Origin of the sequence: Marinoscillum sp. (assembly GCF_965229915.1) — a bacterium.
Classification (GTDB): Bacteria; Bacteroidota; Bacteroidia; order Cytophagales; family Cyclobacteriaceae; genus Marinoscillum.
The window spans coordinates 5,138,436-5,157,043 of the sequence record NZ_CBDDJZ010000001.1; the positions used below are offsets into that span (position 1 = coordinate 5,138,436).

At 46.4% G+C, this 18,608-nt stretch carries 2 protein-coding genes; both read right to left on the reverse strand.

What is annotated here, in order from left to right; genetic code table 11:
- Positions 1-10 precede the first annotated feature (10 nt).
- Positions 11-18,421 carry a gliding motility-associated C-terminal domain-containing protein gene (locus ACO067_RS21985; protein ID WP_421878248.1) on the reverse strand — a complete coding sequence of 6,137 codons (18,411 nt, stop codon included), beginning with the start codon at positions 18,419-18,421 and terminating at the stop codon, positions 11-13.
- A partial coding sequence (locus ACO067_RS21990) for a hypothetical protein (RefSeq protein WP_421878250.1) occupies positions 18,393-18,608 on the reverse strand: 216 nt, incomplete at its 5' end. The genes ACO067_RS21990 and ACO067_RS21985, both read right to left, overlap by 29 nt.

Consider the following 18,608-nt stretch of genomic DNA (forward strand, 5'->3'; position numbering starts at 1 on the left):
CTTATGCAAATTAACGAACTAACTCCAAAAATCCTTGGATCTTCTCTGACCCATCGTTTTTATCAATAAAGTAGAAGTAAGTTCCAACCGGAAGTTTAAGTCCGTTTCTTCCCACATTGGATGTTCCGTCAAACCTCACATCAATGTTGTCGTATTGATCTGCTTCATAAACTAACGATCCATCTCTATTGTAGATTGTTACCGTATTGTTCGGGAAGTAATCGATACAGTCTATGATGAAGTAGTCGTTTCGTCCATCACCATTGGCGGAGACACCATTGTATATTTTCAGTGAAGCGTCGATCACAAACTCTCTGGTGTACTCACAGCCATTATTTGGTGTGAAAGTTACACTCCAGTTTCCTGGTTCAGCATTGGTCAATGATCGATCACCTTCCACAACCACACCATTTGGTCCGTTCCATTGGATGGCCTGAATGTTGTTGTTTTCTGTGAAGATGATGCTCGCTTTTCCACTAAACAAGTTGGTAGCTCCGTCCTCAGATCTCAAGCAAATTGAACCAGTGGTAGCAATTTCAAACTCAGGATCTACTATGTCATTCAAGATAGTAATACGCTTGGTTGGAGACTCACATCCTGTGGACAAGTTAGTAGCTTTCACCAGGTAACTGATCGAATCCAGTTCGCTGATATCACTACCAGTAAACACAATGGTAGTCGGGTCATTTTCATCATACCAGTCAAACTGATATCCTTCAGATTCCCCATTCACTCTGGCAATTGCGCGTCCATCAGGGAATGAACAGTTGGTTCTGTGCTGCAGGATCGTGATTGATGGTGCTGCTGGTAGTACCGTTGCATCTTCCATTACGAATTGAGACAATCCTCGACATCCCGTAACCTGATCTGTCGCCACCACTGAGTAAACTCCTACAGCTAAGCTATCGGCTGAAGTACCAGTAGCGATAGGTGTAGCCGTAGTGTCAGTACCTAGATACCATTCAAACTCATAGCGGAATAGCTCCTTCTCAGTGAATCCGATGGCAGCTCGGCCGTTTGGCTGAGTCGGGTAGCAGATGGTCATGTTGTTGACAATATCCACTCTGAAGTCCGGTTCATCTCTAATGTCACGAACAGTAGCTTTAAGTACTTCTGAAGTACAGAATAAGTCAGTTCCATCCACTACGTAAAGGGTGTAGTCTCCAGCTTCCAGACCTGTGTAAAGAGATCCAATAAAATCAGCTTGGGTTGGATCTACAGTTCCTCCAGTCAAGTCGCCGTTGAACCAGTAGAATTGATATCCAGAAAGGGCTTTGCCATCAGGTATATTGATTACTGTTGCTGCCAGTTGACCATTCGGATCTGTACAGTTGCTGTTTCCTTCAGAAGAAATTGAGATCTGTAATGGATCTGGATAATCATCAATCATGGTATAGCTCTCCTCTCTGGTACAGCCTGTTGCCAGGTTGGTTACTGTGACCGTATATACACCTGCTGCCAAACTGTCTACTGTGAAGTTGTTAGCTTCCACGATGTTGCCATTCTCATCTCTCCACTCGAAGCTGTACGCTGTGGTATCCTGTGAACCATTGGTTGCTGATACTGTAAAAGTACCATTAGGATTGGCTGGATCACAGTTCCCCTGTAGGGTAAAGTCCTCCAATGCAACTCTTGGTTTCACCGAGTTATCCTCAATAGTCACCTGCACCACATTTGAAACGCATCCGGTGCTTACTTGTGTGGCCTGTACATAGTAGTCACCTTCCGCTACATCATACGAAGGCGTAGCGCTTGCAGAAAGGATTGGGCTCGCTCCGTCCTGAATAGGAGTAGGAGTTCCTTCTGTAGGATCTGCATCGTAGAAGGCGAAGGTGAATTCTGATAAAGGACCATTGCTCATTTGAGTCACCTCAAACACTCCATTGGACGGCACACAAGTGGTAATATGCGTGGTGTCGAAGCTTGCGATTAATGGTGAAGCTGAACGATTAGGTAATTCGAAATCTGCTGAAGTAACACATCCGCTAGGAGTGTGCTCTACAGATACGCTATAGGTATCAGCAAATACATTGCTCAGAGTATCATTGGTGCTTACCACGTCTCCATTTGAATTGGTCCAGGTGAAGCTATAGTCTGAGCTAGGATCAGATAAGTTATCCGCTACTGCTCTCAGCGTACCATTTGGTGTAGCTGAAGACGAGCAGGTAGAGTCCGCCTCAATCTGAACGATCTGCAGCACAGGGTTCAGAGGATTGTCCACGATGTTGAAGCTGAATGGTTCCGAATCACAGTTAGAATCAGATATTCTGGACACAATCACCGAGTAAGGACTATCTGACTCTTCCAAACCTTCAATTTCAAATGGAGTAGAAGTATCTGTGTCCGTTACAATATTATTGTTTACATCCGTCAACACGATCTCATAATTGGCTCTGAAAGTAGCCGAGTCGGTAGAGTCTGCCAATACCAGAGCGGTACCATTGTATTCGATCTCAAGTAGTACAAAAGAACCATTTGGTGCGTCACAGTAAGTGTTGTTATTCACCTCTGTATCCGTGATGATCGGCAATACAGGGTTATTGTTCACATTGATCGTTTGTGTGCTAACACAACCCGTATTGTTCGTTGCATCATTGTTGGTGATTTCTACGGTGTAGTTTCCATCAACTAAACCACTAATGATGTAGTCGTTATCCGTTACCCCTGGGTAAGCCACACTTACACTGTCTCCAGAGGTGTTGTTACCAACATACCATTGATAGGTATAATTTCCAGAGGAAGGAGTTGCTCCATCAATTTCCAGGATTTCAATGCTTCCTTGAGCTACCGTACCGCCAGAGCAATTCGCATTAGGAACTACAGTTACCTCACCGATTTCAGGAGTTTGACTATCATCGAGGATTTCTACTGCAAACGAAGTAGCTGCACACCCTGTAGAGTCATTCTCAACGGTAATGGTGTAGGTATCAGGAGATAGACCTGTCAATGTAAATGAACTACCAGATGGTGTTGGGCTATAAGGAGATGCATTTCCATTGATCGTGTTTGTTCCGTCAGACGCTGTGATCGTCCAGTTGTAATCTCCCAGTTCTGTTTGTGCTACACCGTCTATGGTAATGTTGCTGGCATTGATCACTATCTCCCCATTACCAGGAGTGTTACAAATGGTATTGTGAGTGATTTGTGACGTAGGGATATTCATCACAGGGAATGCCTGATCTAGAATGATCTCAAACGTACGCTGAACTGAACATCCACCATTTGGAGCCGTGCCATCGTTTTTGGTTGCTACCAAGGTGTATGTACCTGCCTGTAAGTCCTCTAGTTCGGTGAAATCACCATTAGCAATTGCTGTACCTCTGGTTCCTCCGTCAGTTGGGAAGATCTGGTTGGTAGTAGTACTACCTCTATACCAGGTGAGCGTGTAATCACCCATTGTAGCTGGAGAACCTGCTTCGAAGATGCTCACGTCGATAGTTCCATTGCCAGAATTTCCTGCATCATCACAGAAAGTAGAGGCTGTTTTGGCATCCAATGTGATTGTTGGATTAACTGGTAGGTCTTCGATTACGATTTCTATGTCTGTCTCAGTAGTACAGCCAGTTACTGAACTGGTAGCGCTAGCTGAGTAAGTACCGGCATCCAGATTCTCGATACGGTTACCAGTTCCACCGGATAATCCATTAGTTACTGAAACTGATCCAGGTAAAGCAGCTCCATCTTTTTCCCATGTGAACGTGTAGTCACTAATCGGGTAGAGGCTATCATCACCATCCACTTGCACACTGGTGATTTCGATGTAACCATTTGGACTAGAGCAGTTGTAATTGTCATCAAAGTCCACATCAGTTGTTTCATCGATAGTGTAGGTAGGTTCTGTTGTGTCGATAATGAATGTGACGATACGTTCACAACCCTGATAAGGTGTTCCATTCTTGGTCACTTTAACTGTGTAGTCGCCTTCGCTTAGGCTGTCAAGAGTCAGAATAGAACCACTGATTTGAGCTGTTCCAGCATTTGTGCCAGCTGGATCTCCAGCACTGTTGGCAATGAAGTCATTGCTCGCAGGTGTGCCAGCAGAGCTTCCTCTATACCATTCGATGGTATAATTAGCAGCAGCTGCTGCTGAGGTCGTTGTGCTAGTCTCTCTGATTTGAATGGTCATCGAACCGTCACCAGTTGTTCCTGAAGTGCCATTACACATGGTATTGTCGACCAGGGTAGTAGCAACAACCACTGGTTGTTGTGATTGGTCTTGTATTACAAATCGGACAAAGTCATCTGAACTCATCACACAACCGGTGCTATCGGTATTTTGGATTCCCACGTAGTAGGTACCAGCCGGCAGTCCAGCGATATCATTTGCACCAGCCGCACCATTAGCAGCAGAAGGGAATGCTACATCAGGGAAAGAAGCACCATTGGCGATCAGCGTTGTCTTATCGTCTTCATACCATGTGAACGTGTAGTCAGTGATGGCATAGTCACCACCAGAGATAGAGGTAGAAGTACCACCAGGTCTAGTTTCAGTGATATCAAGGATTTCGAACCCACCATTCACCGGATCACAGTCATCGACGTGGGTGATGTTAAAGTCAGCACCTACGGTGTTACCTACCGATATGGTAGAGTTAAACTGAGTGATTGTTACAGACTGAAGTGCACTTTCACAATCGATACCCGGGTTGGTATTGTCGATGATCTGTAGGTAGTAAGTACCGTTTGGCAGCCCATCAACGATGTTGACACCAGCTTGTCCGTTGGCCGTGTTACCAGAGGCTCCACTACCAGAGAAAGAGATGTTTACCAGATCCGGGTCATCACCAGCATCCAGCAGGTCGGTACCAGCCGCATCGAAGTACCAGTTGAAGGTATAGTCATCCACGTCAGTTGACCCGTTGGTTACTGTAGCAGTAGCCTGCCCAGTAGCTGTGTAGTTGACAGCATCACAAGTGATGTCCTGCTCGGTGGCCGTGATATTGAAGTTAGGATTGACTCTATTGTCATCGATGGTGAACTCTACAAAGTCATCTGAACTCATCACACAACCGGTGCTATCGGTATTTTGGATTCCCACGTAGTAGGTACCAGCCGGCAGTCCAGCGATATCATTTGCACCAGCCGCACCATTAGCAGCAGAAGGGAATGCTACATCAGGGAAAGAAGCACCATTGGCGATCAGCGTTGTCTTATCGTCTTCATACCATGTGAACGTGTAGTCAGTGATGGCATAGTCACCACCAGAGATAGAGGTAGAAGTACCACCAGGTCTAGTTTCAGTGATATCAAGGATTTCGAACCCACCATTCACCGGATCACAGTCATCGACGTGGGTGATGTTAAAGTCAGCACCTACGGTGTTACCTACCGATATGGTAGAGTTAAACTGAGTGATTGTTACAGACTGAAGTGCACTTTCACAATCGATACCCGGGTTGGTATTGTCGATGATCTGTAGGTAGTAAGTACCGTTTGGCAGCCCATCAACGATGTTGACACCAGCTTGTCCGTTGGCCGTGTTACCAGAGGCTCCACTACCAGAGAAAGAGATGTTTACCAGATCCGGGTCATCACCAGCATCCAGCAGGTCGGTACCAGCCGCATCGAAGTACCAGTTGAAGGTATAGTCATCCACGTCAGTTGACCCGTTGGTTACTGTAGCAGTAGCCTGCCCAGTAGCTGTGTAGTTGACAGCATCACAAGTGATGTCCTGCTCGGTGGCCGTGATATTGAAGTTAGGATTGACTCTATTGTCATCAATGGTGAACTCTACAAAGTCATCTGAACTCATCACACAACCGGTGCTATCGGTATTTTGGATTCCCACGTAGTAGGTACCAGCCGGCAGTCCAGCGATATCATTTGCACCAGCCGCACCATTAGCAGCAGAAGGGAATGCTACATCAGGGAAAGAAGCACCATTGGCGATCAGCGTTGTCTTATCGTCTTCATACCATGTGAACGTGTAGTCAGTGATGGCATAGTCACCACCAGAGATAGAGGTAGAAGTACCACCAGGTCTAGTTTCAGTGATATCAAGGATTTCGAACCCACCATTCACCGGATCACAGTCATCGACGTGGGTGATGTTAAAGTCAGCACCTACGGTGTTACCTACCGATATGGTAGAGTTAAACTGAGTGATTGTTACAGACTGAAGTGCACTTTCACAATCGATACCCGGGTTGGTATTGTCGATGATCTGTAGGTAGTAAGTACCGTTTGGCAGCCCATCAACGATGTTGACACCAGCTTGTCCGTTGGCCGTGTTACCAGAGGCTCCACTACCAGAGAAAGAGATGTTTACCAGATCCGGGTCATCACCAGCATCCAGCAGGTCGGTACCAGCCGCATCGAAGTACCAGTTGAAGGTATAGTCATCCACGTCAGTTGACCCGTTGGTCACTGTAGCAGTAGCCTGCCCAGTAGCTGTGTAGTTGACAGCATCACAAGTGATGTCCTGCTCGGTGGCCGTGATATTGAAGTTAGGATTGACTCTATTGTCATCGATGGTGAACTCTACAAAGTCATCTGAACTCATCACACAACCGGTGCTATCGGTATTTTGGATTCCCACGTAGTAGGTACCAGCCGGCAGTCCAGCGATATCATTTGCACCAGCCGCACCATTAGCAGCAGAAGGGAATGCTACATCAGGGAAAGAAGCACCATTGGCGATCAGCGTTGTCTTATCGTCTTCATACCATGTGAACGTGTAGTCAGTGATGGCATAGTCACCACCAGAGATAGAGGTAGAAGTACCACCAGGTCTAGTTTCAGTGATATCAAGGATTTCGAACCCACCATTCACCGGATCACAGTCATCGACGTGGGTGATGTTAAAGTCAGCACCTACGGTGTTACCTACCGATATGGTAGAGTTAAACTGAGTGATTGTTACAGACTGAAGTGCACTTTCACAATCGATACCCGGGTTGGTATTGTCGATGATCTGTAGGTAGTAAGTACCGTTTGGCAGCCCATCAACGATGTTGACACCAGCTTGTCCGTTGGCCGTGTTACCAGAGGCTCCACTACCAGAGAAAGAGATGTTTACCAGATCCGGGTCATCACCAGCATCCAGCAGGTCGGTACCAGCCGCATCGAAGTACCAGTTGAAGGTATAGTCATCCACGTCAGTTGACCCGTTGGTTACTGTAGCAGTAGCCTGCCCAGTAGCTGTGTAGTTGACAGCATCACAAGTGATATCCTGCTCGGTGGCCGTGATATTGAAGTTAGGATTGACTCTATTGTCATCGATGGTGAACTCTACAAAGTCATCTGAACTCATCACACAACCGGTGCTATCGGTATTTTGGATTCCCACGTAGTAGGTACCAGCCGGCAGTCCAGCGATATCATTTGCACCAGCCGCACCATTAGCAGCAGAAGGGAATGCTACATCAGGGAAAGAAGCACCATTGGCGATCAGCGTTGTCTTATCGTCTTCATACCATGTGAACGTGTAGTCAGTGATGGCATAGTCACCACCAGAGATAGAGGTAGAAGTACCACCAGGTCTAGTTTCAGTGATATCAAGGATTTCGAACCCACCATTCACCGGATCACAGTCATCGACGTGGGTGATGTTAAAGTCAGCACCTACGGTGTTACCTACCGATATGGTAGAGTTAAACTGAGTGATTGTTACAGACTGAAGTGCACTTTCACAATCGATACCCGGGTTGGTATTGTCGATGATCTGTAGGTAGTAAGTACCGTTTGGCAGCCCATCAACGATGTTGACACCAGCTTGTCCGTTGGCCGTGTTACCAGAGGCTCCACTACCAGAGAAAGAGATGTTTACCAGATCCGGGTCATCACCAGCATCCAGCAGGTCGGTACCAGCCGCATCGAAGTACCAGTTGAAGGTATAGTCATCCACGTCAGTTGACCCGTTGGTTACTGTAGCAGTAGCCTGCCCAGTAGCTGTGTAGTTGACAGCATCACAAGTGATGTCCTGCTCGGTGGCCGTGATATTGAAGTTAGGATTGACTCTATTGTCATCGATGGTGAACTCTACAAAGTCATCTGAACTCATCACACAACCGGTGCTATCGGTATTTTGGATTCCCACGTAGTAGGTACCAGCCGGCAGTCCAGCGATATCATTTGCACCAGCCGCACCATTAGCAGCAGAAGGGAATGCTACATCAGGGAAAGAAGCACCATTGGCGATCAGCGTTGTCTTATCGTCTTCATACCATGTGAACGTGTAGTCAGTGATGGCATAGTCACCACCAGAGATAGAGGTAGAAGTACCACCAGGTCTAGTTTCAGTGATATCAAGGATTTCGAACCCACCATTCACCGGATCACAGTCATCGACGTGGGTGATGTTAAAGTCAGCACCTACGGTGTTACCTACCGATATGGTAGAGTTAAACTGAGTGATTGTTACAGACTGAAGTGCACTTTCACAATCGATACCCGGGTTGGTATTGTCGATGATCTGTAGGTAGTAAGTACCGTTTGGCAGCCCATCAACGATGTTGACACCAGCTTGTCCGTTGGCCGTGTTACCAGAGGCTCCACTACCAGAGAAAGAGATGTTTACCAGATCCGGGTCATCACCAGCATCCAGCAGGTCGGTACCAGCCGCATCGAAGTACCAGTTGAAGGTATAGTCATCCACGTCAGTTGACCCGTTGGTCACTGTCGCAGTAGCCTGCCCAGTAGCTGTGTAGTTGACAGCATCACAAGTGATATCCTGCTCGGTGGCCGTGATATTGAAGTTAGGATTGACTCTATTGTCATCGATGGTGAACTCTACAAAGTCATCTGAACTCATCACACAACCGGTGCTATCGGTATTTTGGATTCCCACGTAGTAGGTACCAGCCGGCAGTCCAGCGATATCATTTGCACCAGCCGCACCATTAGCAGCAGAAGGGAATGCTACATCAGGGAAAGAAGCACCATTGGCGATCAGCGTTGTCTTATCGTCTTCATACCATGTGAACGTGTAGTCAGTGATGGCATAGTCACCACCAGAGATAGAGGTAGAAGTACCACCAGGTCTAGTTTCAGTGATATCAAGGATTTCGAACCCACCATTCACCGGATCACAGTCATCGACGTGGGTGATGTTAAAGTCAGCACCTACGGTGTTACCTACCGATATGGTAGAGTTAAACTGAGTGATTGTTACAGACTGAAGTGCACTTTCACAATCGATACCCGGGTTGGTATTGTCGATGATCTGTAGGTAGTAAGTACCGTTTGGCAGCCCATCAACGATGTTGACACCAGCTTGTCCGTTGGCCGTGTTACCAGAGGCTCCACTACCAGAGAAAGAGATGTTTACCAGATCCGGGTCATCACCAGCATCCAGCAGGTCGGTACCAGCCGCATCGAAGTACCAGTTGAAGGTATAGTCATCCACGTCAGTTGACCCGTTGGTTACTGTAGCAGTAGCCTGCCCAGTAGCTGTGTAGTTGACAGCATCACAAGTGATATCCTGCTCGGTGGCCGTGATATTGAAGTTAGGATTGACTCTATTGTCATCGATGGTGAACTCTACAAAGTCATCTGAACTCATCACACAACCGGTGCTATCGGTATTTTGGATTCCCACGTAGTAGGTACCAGCCGGCAGTCCAGCGATATCATTTGCACCAGCCGCACCATTAGCAGCAGAAGGGAATGCTACATCAGGGAAAGAAGCACCATTGGCGATCAGCGTTGTCTTATCGTCTTCATACCATGTGAACGTGTAGTCAGTGATGGCATAGTCACCACCAGAGATAGAGGTAGAAGTACCACCAGGTCTAGTTTCAGTGATATCAAGGATTTCGAACCCACCATTCACCGGATCACAGTCATCGACGTGGGTGATGTTAAAGTCAGCACCTACGGTGTTACCTACCGATATGGTAGAGTTAAACTGAGTGATTGTTACAGACTGAAGTGCACTTTCACAATCGATACCCGGGTTGGTATTGTCGATGATCTGTAGGTAGTAAGTACCGTTTGGCAGCCCATCAACGATGTTGACACCAGCTTGTCCGTTGGCCGTGTTACCAGAGGCTCCACTACCAGAGAAAGAGATGTTTACCAGATCCGGGTCATCACCAGCATCCAGCAGGTCGGTACCAGCCGCATCGAAGTACCAGTTGAAGGTATAGTCATCCACGTCAGTTGACCCGTTGGTCACTGTAGCAGTAGCCTGCCCAGTAGCTGTGTAGTTGACAGCATCACAAGTGATGTCCTGCTCGGTGGCCGTGATATTGAAGTTAGGATTGACTCTATTGTCATCAATGGTGAACTCTACAAAGTCATCTGAACTCATCACACAACCGGTGCTATCGGTATTTTGGATTCCCACGTAGTAGGTACCAGCCGGCAGTCCAGCGATATCATTTGCACCAGCCGCACCATTAGCAGCAGAAGGGAATGCTACATCAGGGAAAGAAGCACCATTGGCGATCAGCGTTGTCTTATCGTCTTCATACCATGTGAACGTGTAGTCAGTGATGGCATAGTCACCACCAGAGATAGAGGTAGAAGTACCACCAGGTCTAGTTTCAGTGATATCAAGGATTTCGAACCCACCATTCACCGGATCACAGTCATCGACGTGGGTGATGTTAAAGTCAGCACCTACGGTGTTACCTACCGATATGGTAGAGTTAAACTGAGTGATTGTTACAGACTGAAGTGCACTTTCACAATCGATACCCGGGTTGGTATTGTCGATGATCTGTAGGTAGTAAGTACCGTTTGGCAGCCCATCAACGATGTTGACACCAGCTTGTCCGTTGGCCGTGTTACCAGAGGCTCCACTACCAGAGAAAGAGATGTTTACCAGATCCGGGTCATCACCAGCATCCAGCAGGTCGGTACCAGCCGCATCGAAGTACCAGTTGAAGGTATAGTCATCCACGTCAGTTGACCCGTTGGTCACTGTCGCAGTAGCCTGCCCAGTAGCTGTGTAGTTGACAGCATCACAAGTGATATCCTGCTCGGTGGCCGTGATATTGAAGTTAGGATTGACTCTATTGTCATCGATGGTGAACTCTACAAAGTCATCTGAACTCATCACACAACCGGTGCTATCGGTATTTTGGATTCCCACGTAGTAGGTACCAGCCGGCAGTCCAGCGATATCATTTGCACCAGCCGCACCATTAGCAGCAGAAGGGAATGCTACATCAGGGAAAGAAGCACCATTGGCGATCAGCGTTGTCTTATCGTCTTCATACCATGTGAACGTGTAGTCAGTGATGGCATAGTCACCACCAGAGATAGAGGTAGAAGTACCACCAGGTCTAGTTTCAGTGATATCAAGGATTTCGAACCCACCATTCACCGGATCACAGTCATCGACGTGGGTGATGTTAAAGTCAGCACCTACGGTGTTACCTACCGATATGGTAGAGTTAAACTGAGTGATTGTTACAGACTGAAGTGCACTTTCACAATCGATACCCGGGTTGGTATTGTCGATGATCTGTAGGTAGTAAGTACCGTTTGGCAGCCCATCAACGATGTTGACACCAGCTTGTCCGTTGGCCGTGTTACCAGAGGCTCCACTACCAGAGAAAGAGATGTTTACCAGATCCGGGTCATCACCAGCATCCAGCAGGTCGGTACCAGCCGCATCGAAGTACCAGTTGAAGGTATAGTCATCCACGTCAGTTGACCCGTTGGTTACTGTAGCAGTAGCCTGCCCAGTAGCTGTGTAGTTGACAGCATCACAAGTGATATCCTGCTCGGTGGCCGTGATATTGAAGTTAGGGATAATTCGTTCATCCTCAACTTCAACTTCGAAGAAATTAAGGGTGGTTGGACAACCAGAACCAGCTAAATCATCGATGGTTATGTAATATGTTCCATTTTCAAGACCCACAAAATGATTGTCACCCGCACTTCCAGAATTATTTATCGAGCTGCCAAGAGAAGTTGTAGCGCTTACACCACTGCCATTGTTGAATGCTTCTGAATCATTTATAGTTCCACTCGTGAAGGATGCAACTAATGCATCCGCATTATTATCAGAAATAACTGTAGCAGACCCAGTGGGAAAAGTAAGTACATCTCCAGTTTCAAATGTTCCACCTGCTAAACCAACATATGGAACATATATGATTTGCGTGGTTTGATCATCTAAATACCATTTAAAAGTATAGTCGCTGAAAGTGACACTTGGAGTACCATTGTCATTAATGGAAGTGATTTCAACTTCACCATTAAACGGATCACAATCGCTATTTCCAGTTAAATCTACCCCTGAAATTTCGTGAACTTCGAAACTCTCAGAGATGGTGAAGGTAGCACTAGTAACTGAACATCCTATATCTGTAGCTGAGGTTGAGTTATAACGTGTTATTTCCACATAATAATCTCCAGAACCTAGAGTGTCTGGTGTAGTTGAGGTTTCAGTATATCCATTTCCTAGTGGGTTTGTATTATCAGAAATAGTTTCGGAATGAACAAGTGTATTTCCACTTGTATACCATTCAAAAGTAAACCCACTACCAAGATAGTCATCATCACTATTTTCAGTAACTGTGATAGATAATGACCCATTATTACTATCACAGAATGAGTCATCTGTAATAGATCTTGAAACAATAATTGGATCAAACGACTCCTGTAGTAATGATTCAGTTGCAGCTGTGGTCCAGCATTCATCAGAACTTCCGAAAGTAGTAGTTGGAGGGGCTCCAGCAACTGTAGGGTTTTCTCTAGCAATGGCTGTATAGGGACCTGAAGGTAAGTTTTCAAAAGTGACATCTTCACCTACATCAACCTTATTGTTAGAGTTGTCATCATCGATAGCCAAATTATTGGCTATTACTGTTCCATCTCCGTTTTCTATATTTCCAGTAAGTGGATAATATTTGTATGGAAATATTAAGTCTGTTCCACTACTATTTGTAATTATATAACTAGCATCTCGGTCGGAAGGGACACCATTACCTGCGTATAAATAGACAATATATTCTGCAACATCATCTGCTTCACCTGGATCATACGAGTCACTCGAAATACTGGTTATAGTAACTTTTGCTCCAGAATTATCTCCAGTAATGGTATCCCCAACGGCTAGAGAACCAGTAGAAATAGATAGTTGAACATTAGTCAATCCATCATCATTACTTATGATACCAGTAGCACCTCCACCTGGTCCATCTGCTGTAAAGGTCTCAAGAATATCTAGAGTACCATTTCTAGTTTGAGGTGGCGTGCCGGAATTATCGACAGTAAGAATCACATTGTCAGATAAGGAAACACGAGCTACACCGTTATCTGGACATTCAGTTACATTAGTAACTGTTAATGTTGTAGTCGTTTGAATTCCGTTGTATGGCAGGTCGTAAGTAGACTGAGTACGACATCCATTTCCATCTTGAACTACCAATGTATAAAGCCCACTAATTAGATTTCCTAAAGAAGGAGTGGTGTTATTAACGTTTACCAAGTTACCATCCTCATCTGCATCTAATACTTGGTTGTTCTGTATTGAATCTGCGAATAACACGTCATTAGTAAAGTCGTCAGACCCTTCATACCATCTAAATGTAAATGGTCCAGTTCCTCCGGTTATGACTCCTTCAATTGCACCTCCTGAAGCATCGCATGAGTTTGGAATGGTAACATTCGTAAATGAAAGTGTTGGTAAGACATTAGTAGCATTGTTTACAACAATATCAGTTCTGGTTGTTTCACAACCTGATACATTATCATAAACAATTACTGAATATGTGCCGGCTACTAAATTGTTTAGTGAGTTAGCTCCAATAGTACCAGTTGTAGTGATATCTTCTGAAGAGTTAACTGATGCTGTTGCACTGGAAACAGCTCCTGAGATAGCATCATCATCAGAAATGTCCCCGCTTAAATCAGAGGCAATAATATTTCCAGAATTATCATATGCCACAATGCTAGCTGTTTCGCCACCTACGTTTATCACCTCTCCCTCTAAGAAGGTTCCTGATAAATTGTCAAATGGAATTGATACCAATTGTGATGAACCAAGGAACCAATCATATTTGTATTCAGGTGAGTGCCCAACAGGGCTACCTCCAACTGTAACACTAGTCACCGTTGCTGTTCCATCCTTTGGAATACAAGTTGTTTGATCTGTAGAGCTAGTGTTTGGTGTCAGAGTTATGCTCTGGCTCGTTACTTCAATTATTTCCGTTTCAGTACAAAGGGTCGTGTTGTTCTGAACCTCTACGATGTAGAAACCCGCTGTTAGGTCTGAAATTGTATTGTCTGCATCAGTAGTTGTATTTATAGCTGTTCCTGTTGCTGAAGTACCACTATACCAAGACAAAGTATATCCTGTGGAGCCTCCAGAAATCGAGGCGGTAATCTGACCCGTATTAGTTCCTGAACAACCAAAATCACTTTGATCTTCATTGGTGACAATAGTAATCGTAGGCAAACTTTCCCCAATAGTGACATTGATCGGGTCAGAAGTACATCCGGTAACCATGTTTGTCAGGATGAGGATGTAATCGCCATCGATTACTCCAGAGTTTCCATTGGCATCATCATCAAGGACTTCATCATCGTCAATTTGTGTGGCCTGGTCAGCAGCAGTAGCCCAGAAGAACTCATAATCAGAGAGGTTGTAAGCCGTCCCATCGGAGATGTCCCCGATTTCGACGGTAGCGGTACCTGTATAGTTATCTGGATCACAGGTTGTATTAGGAGTTGTTCCGATATCAGCAGTAAGCGCAGAAGGGTCTGTGGTACTTAGGCCGATGGTGAACGGATGATCAATTTCACAACCTGATGTTTCATCAGTGATGGTCATGATGTAGTTACCGTTATGAAGGCCAGTTACAGTAGTAGTAGTTACCCCAGAGTTGGTGAAAGCTACATCTTCATAGTTGGTTGTACCCCCAGCGTTATCGATAGCTGTACCTCCGGCGGTTTCTAGAGCGAACGAGAAGTTGCCAGAACCAGTACCGCCAGTAGGAGTAAAGGTAATTGCTCCAGTAGCATTCGGGTTAGCAGGATCGTTAGCAGTAGAGTCACAAACGGCATTCGCAGTAAGCGCTGATACCCCGGCACCTAATGTAGGCTGGTCAGGGTCTATGGTTACATCGATTGGGTCAGAAGTACATCCGGTAACCATGTTTGTCAGGATGAGGATGTAATCGCCATCGATTACTCCAGAGTTTCCATTGGCATCATCATCAAGGACTTCATCATCGTCAATTTGTGTGGCCTGGTCAGCAGCAGTAGCCCAGAAGAACTCATAATCAGAGAGGTTGTAAGCCGCCCCATCGGAGATGTCCCCGATTTCGACGGTAGCGGTACCTGTATAGTTTCCATCCACACACGAGGTGTTGTCCACGGTGGCAATATCAGCAGTAAGCGCAGAAGGGTCTGTGGTACTTAGGCCGATGGTGAACGGATGATCAATTTCACAACCTGATGTTTCATCAGTGATGGTCATGATGTAGTTACCGTTATGAAGGCCAGTTACAGTAGTAGTAGTTACCCCAGAGTTGGTGAAAGCTACATCTTCATAGTTGGTTGTACCCCCAGCGTTATCGATAGCTGTACCTCCGGCGGTTTCTAGAGCGAACGAGAAGTTGCCAGAACCAGTACCGCCAGTAGGAGTAAAGGTAATTGCTCCAGTAGCATTCGGGTTAGCAGGATCGTTAGCAGTAGAGTCACAAACGGCATTCGCAGTAAGCGCTGATACCCCGGCACCTAATGTAGGCTGGTCAGGGTCTATGGTTACATCGATTGGGTCAGAAGTACATCCGGTAACCATGTTTGTCAGGATGAGGATGTAATCGCCATCGATTACTCCAGAGTTTCCATTGGCATCATCATCAAGGACTTCATCATCGTCAATTTGTGTGGCCTGGTCAGCAGCAGTAGCCCAGAAGAACTCATAATCAGAGAGGTTGTAAGCCGCTCCATCGGAGATGTCCCCGATTTCGACGGTAGCGGTACCTGTATAGTTTCCATCCACACACGAGGTGTTGTCCACGGTGGCAATATCAGCAGTAAGCGCAGAAGGGTCTGTGGTACTTAGGCCGATGGTGAACGGATGATCAATTTCACAACCTGATGTTTCATCAGTGATGGTCATGATGTAGTTACCGTTATGAAGGCCAGTTACAGTAGTAGTAGTTACCCCAGAGTTGGTGAAAGCTACATCTTCATAGTTGGTTGTACCCCCAGCGTTATCGATAGCTGTACCTCCGGCGGTTTCTAGAGCGAACGAGAAGTTGCCAGAACCAGTACCGCCAGTAGGAGTAAAGGTAATTGCTCCAGTAGCATTCGGGTTAGCAGGATCGTTAGCAGTAGAGTCACAAACGGCATTCGCAGTAAGCGCTGATACCCCGGCACCTAATGTAGGCTGGTCAGGGTCTATGGTTACATCGATTGGGTCAGAAGTACATCCGGTAACCATGTTTGTCAGGATGAGGATGTAATCGCCATCGATTACTCCAGAGTTTCCATTGGCATCATCATCAAGGACTTCATCATCGTCAATTTGTGTGGCCTGGTCAGCAGCAGTAGCCCAGAAGAACTCATAATCAGAGAGGTTGTAAGCCGCTCCATCGGAGATGTCCCCGATTTCGACGGTAGCGGTACCTGTATAGTTTCCATCCACACACGAGGTGTTGTCCACGGTGGCAATATCAGCAGTAAGCGCAGAAGGGTCTGTGGTACTTAGGCCGATGGTGAACGGATGATCAATTTCACAACCTGATGTTTCATCAGTGATGGTCATGATGTAGTTACCGTTATGAAGGCCAGTTACAGTAGTAGTAGTTACCCCAGAGTTGGTGAAAGCTACATCTTCATAGTTGGTTGTACCCCCAGCGTTATCGATAGCTGTACCTCCGGCGGTTTCTAGAGCGAACGAGAAGTTGCCAGAACCAGTACCGCCAGTAGGAGTAAAGGTAATTGCTCCAGTAGCATTCGGGTTAGCAGGATCGTTAGCAGTAGAGTCACAAACGGCATTCGCAGTAAGCGCTGATACCCCGGCACCTAATGTAGGCTGGTCAGGGTCTATGGTTACATCGATTGGGTCAGAAGTACATCCGGTAACCATGTTTGTCAGGATGAGGATGTAATCGCCATCGATTACTCCAGAGTTTCCATTGGCATCATCATCAAGGACTTCATCATCGTCAATTTGTGTGGCCTGGTCAGCAGCAGTAGCCCAGAAGAACTCATAATCAGAGAGGTTGTAAGCCGCCCCATCGGAGATGTCCCCGATTTCGACGGTAGCGGTACCTGTATAGTTTCCATCCACACACGAGGTGTTGTCCACGGTGGCAATATCAGCAGTAAGCGCAGAAGGGTCTGTGGTACTTAGGCCGATGGTGAACGGATGATCAATTTCACAACCTGATGTTTCATCAGTGATGGTCATGATGTAGTTACCGTTATGAAGGCCAGTTACAGTAGTAGTAGTTACCCCAGAGTTGGTGAAAGCTACATCTTCATAGTTGGTTGTACCCCCAGCGTTATCGATAGCTGTACCTCCGGCGGTTTCTAGAGCGAACGAGAAGTTGCCAGAACCAGTACCGCCAGTAGGAGTAAAGGTAATTGCTCCAGTAGCATTCGGGTTAGCAGGATCGTTAGCAGTAGAGTCACAAACGGCATTCGCAGTAAGCGCTGATACCCCGGCACCTAATGTAGGCTGGTCAGGGTCTATGGTTACATCGATCGGGTCAGAAGTACATCCGGTAACCATGTTTGTCAGGATGAGGATGTAATCGCCATCGATTACTCCAGAGTTTCCATTGGCATCATCATCAAGGACTTCATCATCGTCAATTTGTGTGGCCTGGTCAGCAGCAGTAGCCCAGAAGAACTCATAATCAGAGAGGTTGTAAGCCGCCCCATCGGAGATGTCCCCGATTTCGACGGTAGCGGTACCTGTATTGTTTCCATCCACACACGAGGTGTTGTCCACGGTGGCAATATCAGCAGTAAGCGCAGAAGGGTCTGTGGTACTTAGGCCGATGGTGAACGGATGATCAATTTCACAACCTGATGTTTCATCAGTGATGGTCATGATGTAGTTACCGTTATGAAGGCCAGTTACAGTAGTAGTAGTTACCCCAGAGTTGGTGAAAGCTACATCTTCATAGTTGGTTGTACCTCCAGCGTTATCGATAGCTGTACCTCCGGCGGTTTCTAGAGCGAACGAGAAGTTGCCAGAACCAGTACCGCCAGTAGGAGTAAAGGTAATTGCTCCAGTAGCATTCGGGTTAGCAGGATCGTTAGCAGTAGAGTCACAAACGGCATTCGCAGTAAGCGCTGATACCCCGGCACCTAATGTAGGCTGGTCAGGGTCTATGGTTACATCGATTGGGTCAGAAGTACATCCGGTAACCATGTTTGTCAGGATGAGGATGTAATCGCCATCGATTACTCCAGAGTTTCCATTGGCATCATCATCAAGGACTTCATCATCGTCAATTTGTGTGGCCTGGTCAAGCAGCAGTAGCCCAGAAGAACTCATAATCAGAGAGGTTGTAAGCCGCCCCATCGGAGATGTCCCCGATTTCGACGGTAGCGGTACCTGTATAGTTTCCATCCACACACGAGGTGTTGTCCACGGTGGCAATATCAGCAGTAAGCGCAGAAGGGTCTGTGGTACTTAGGCCGATGGTGAACGGATGATCAATTTCACAACCTGATGTTTCATC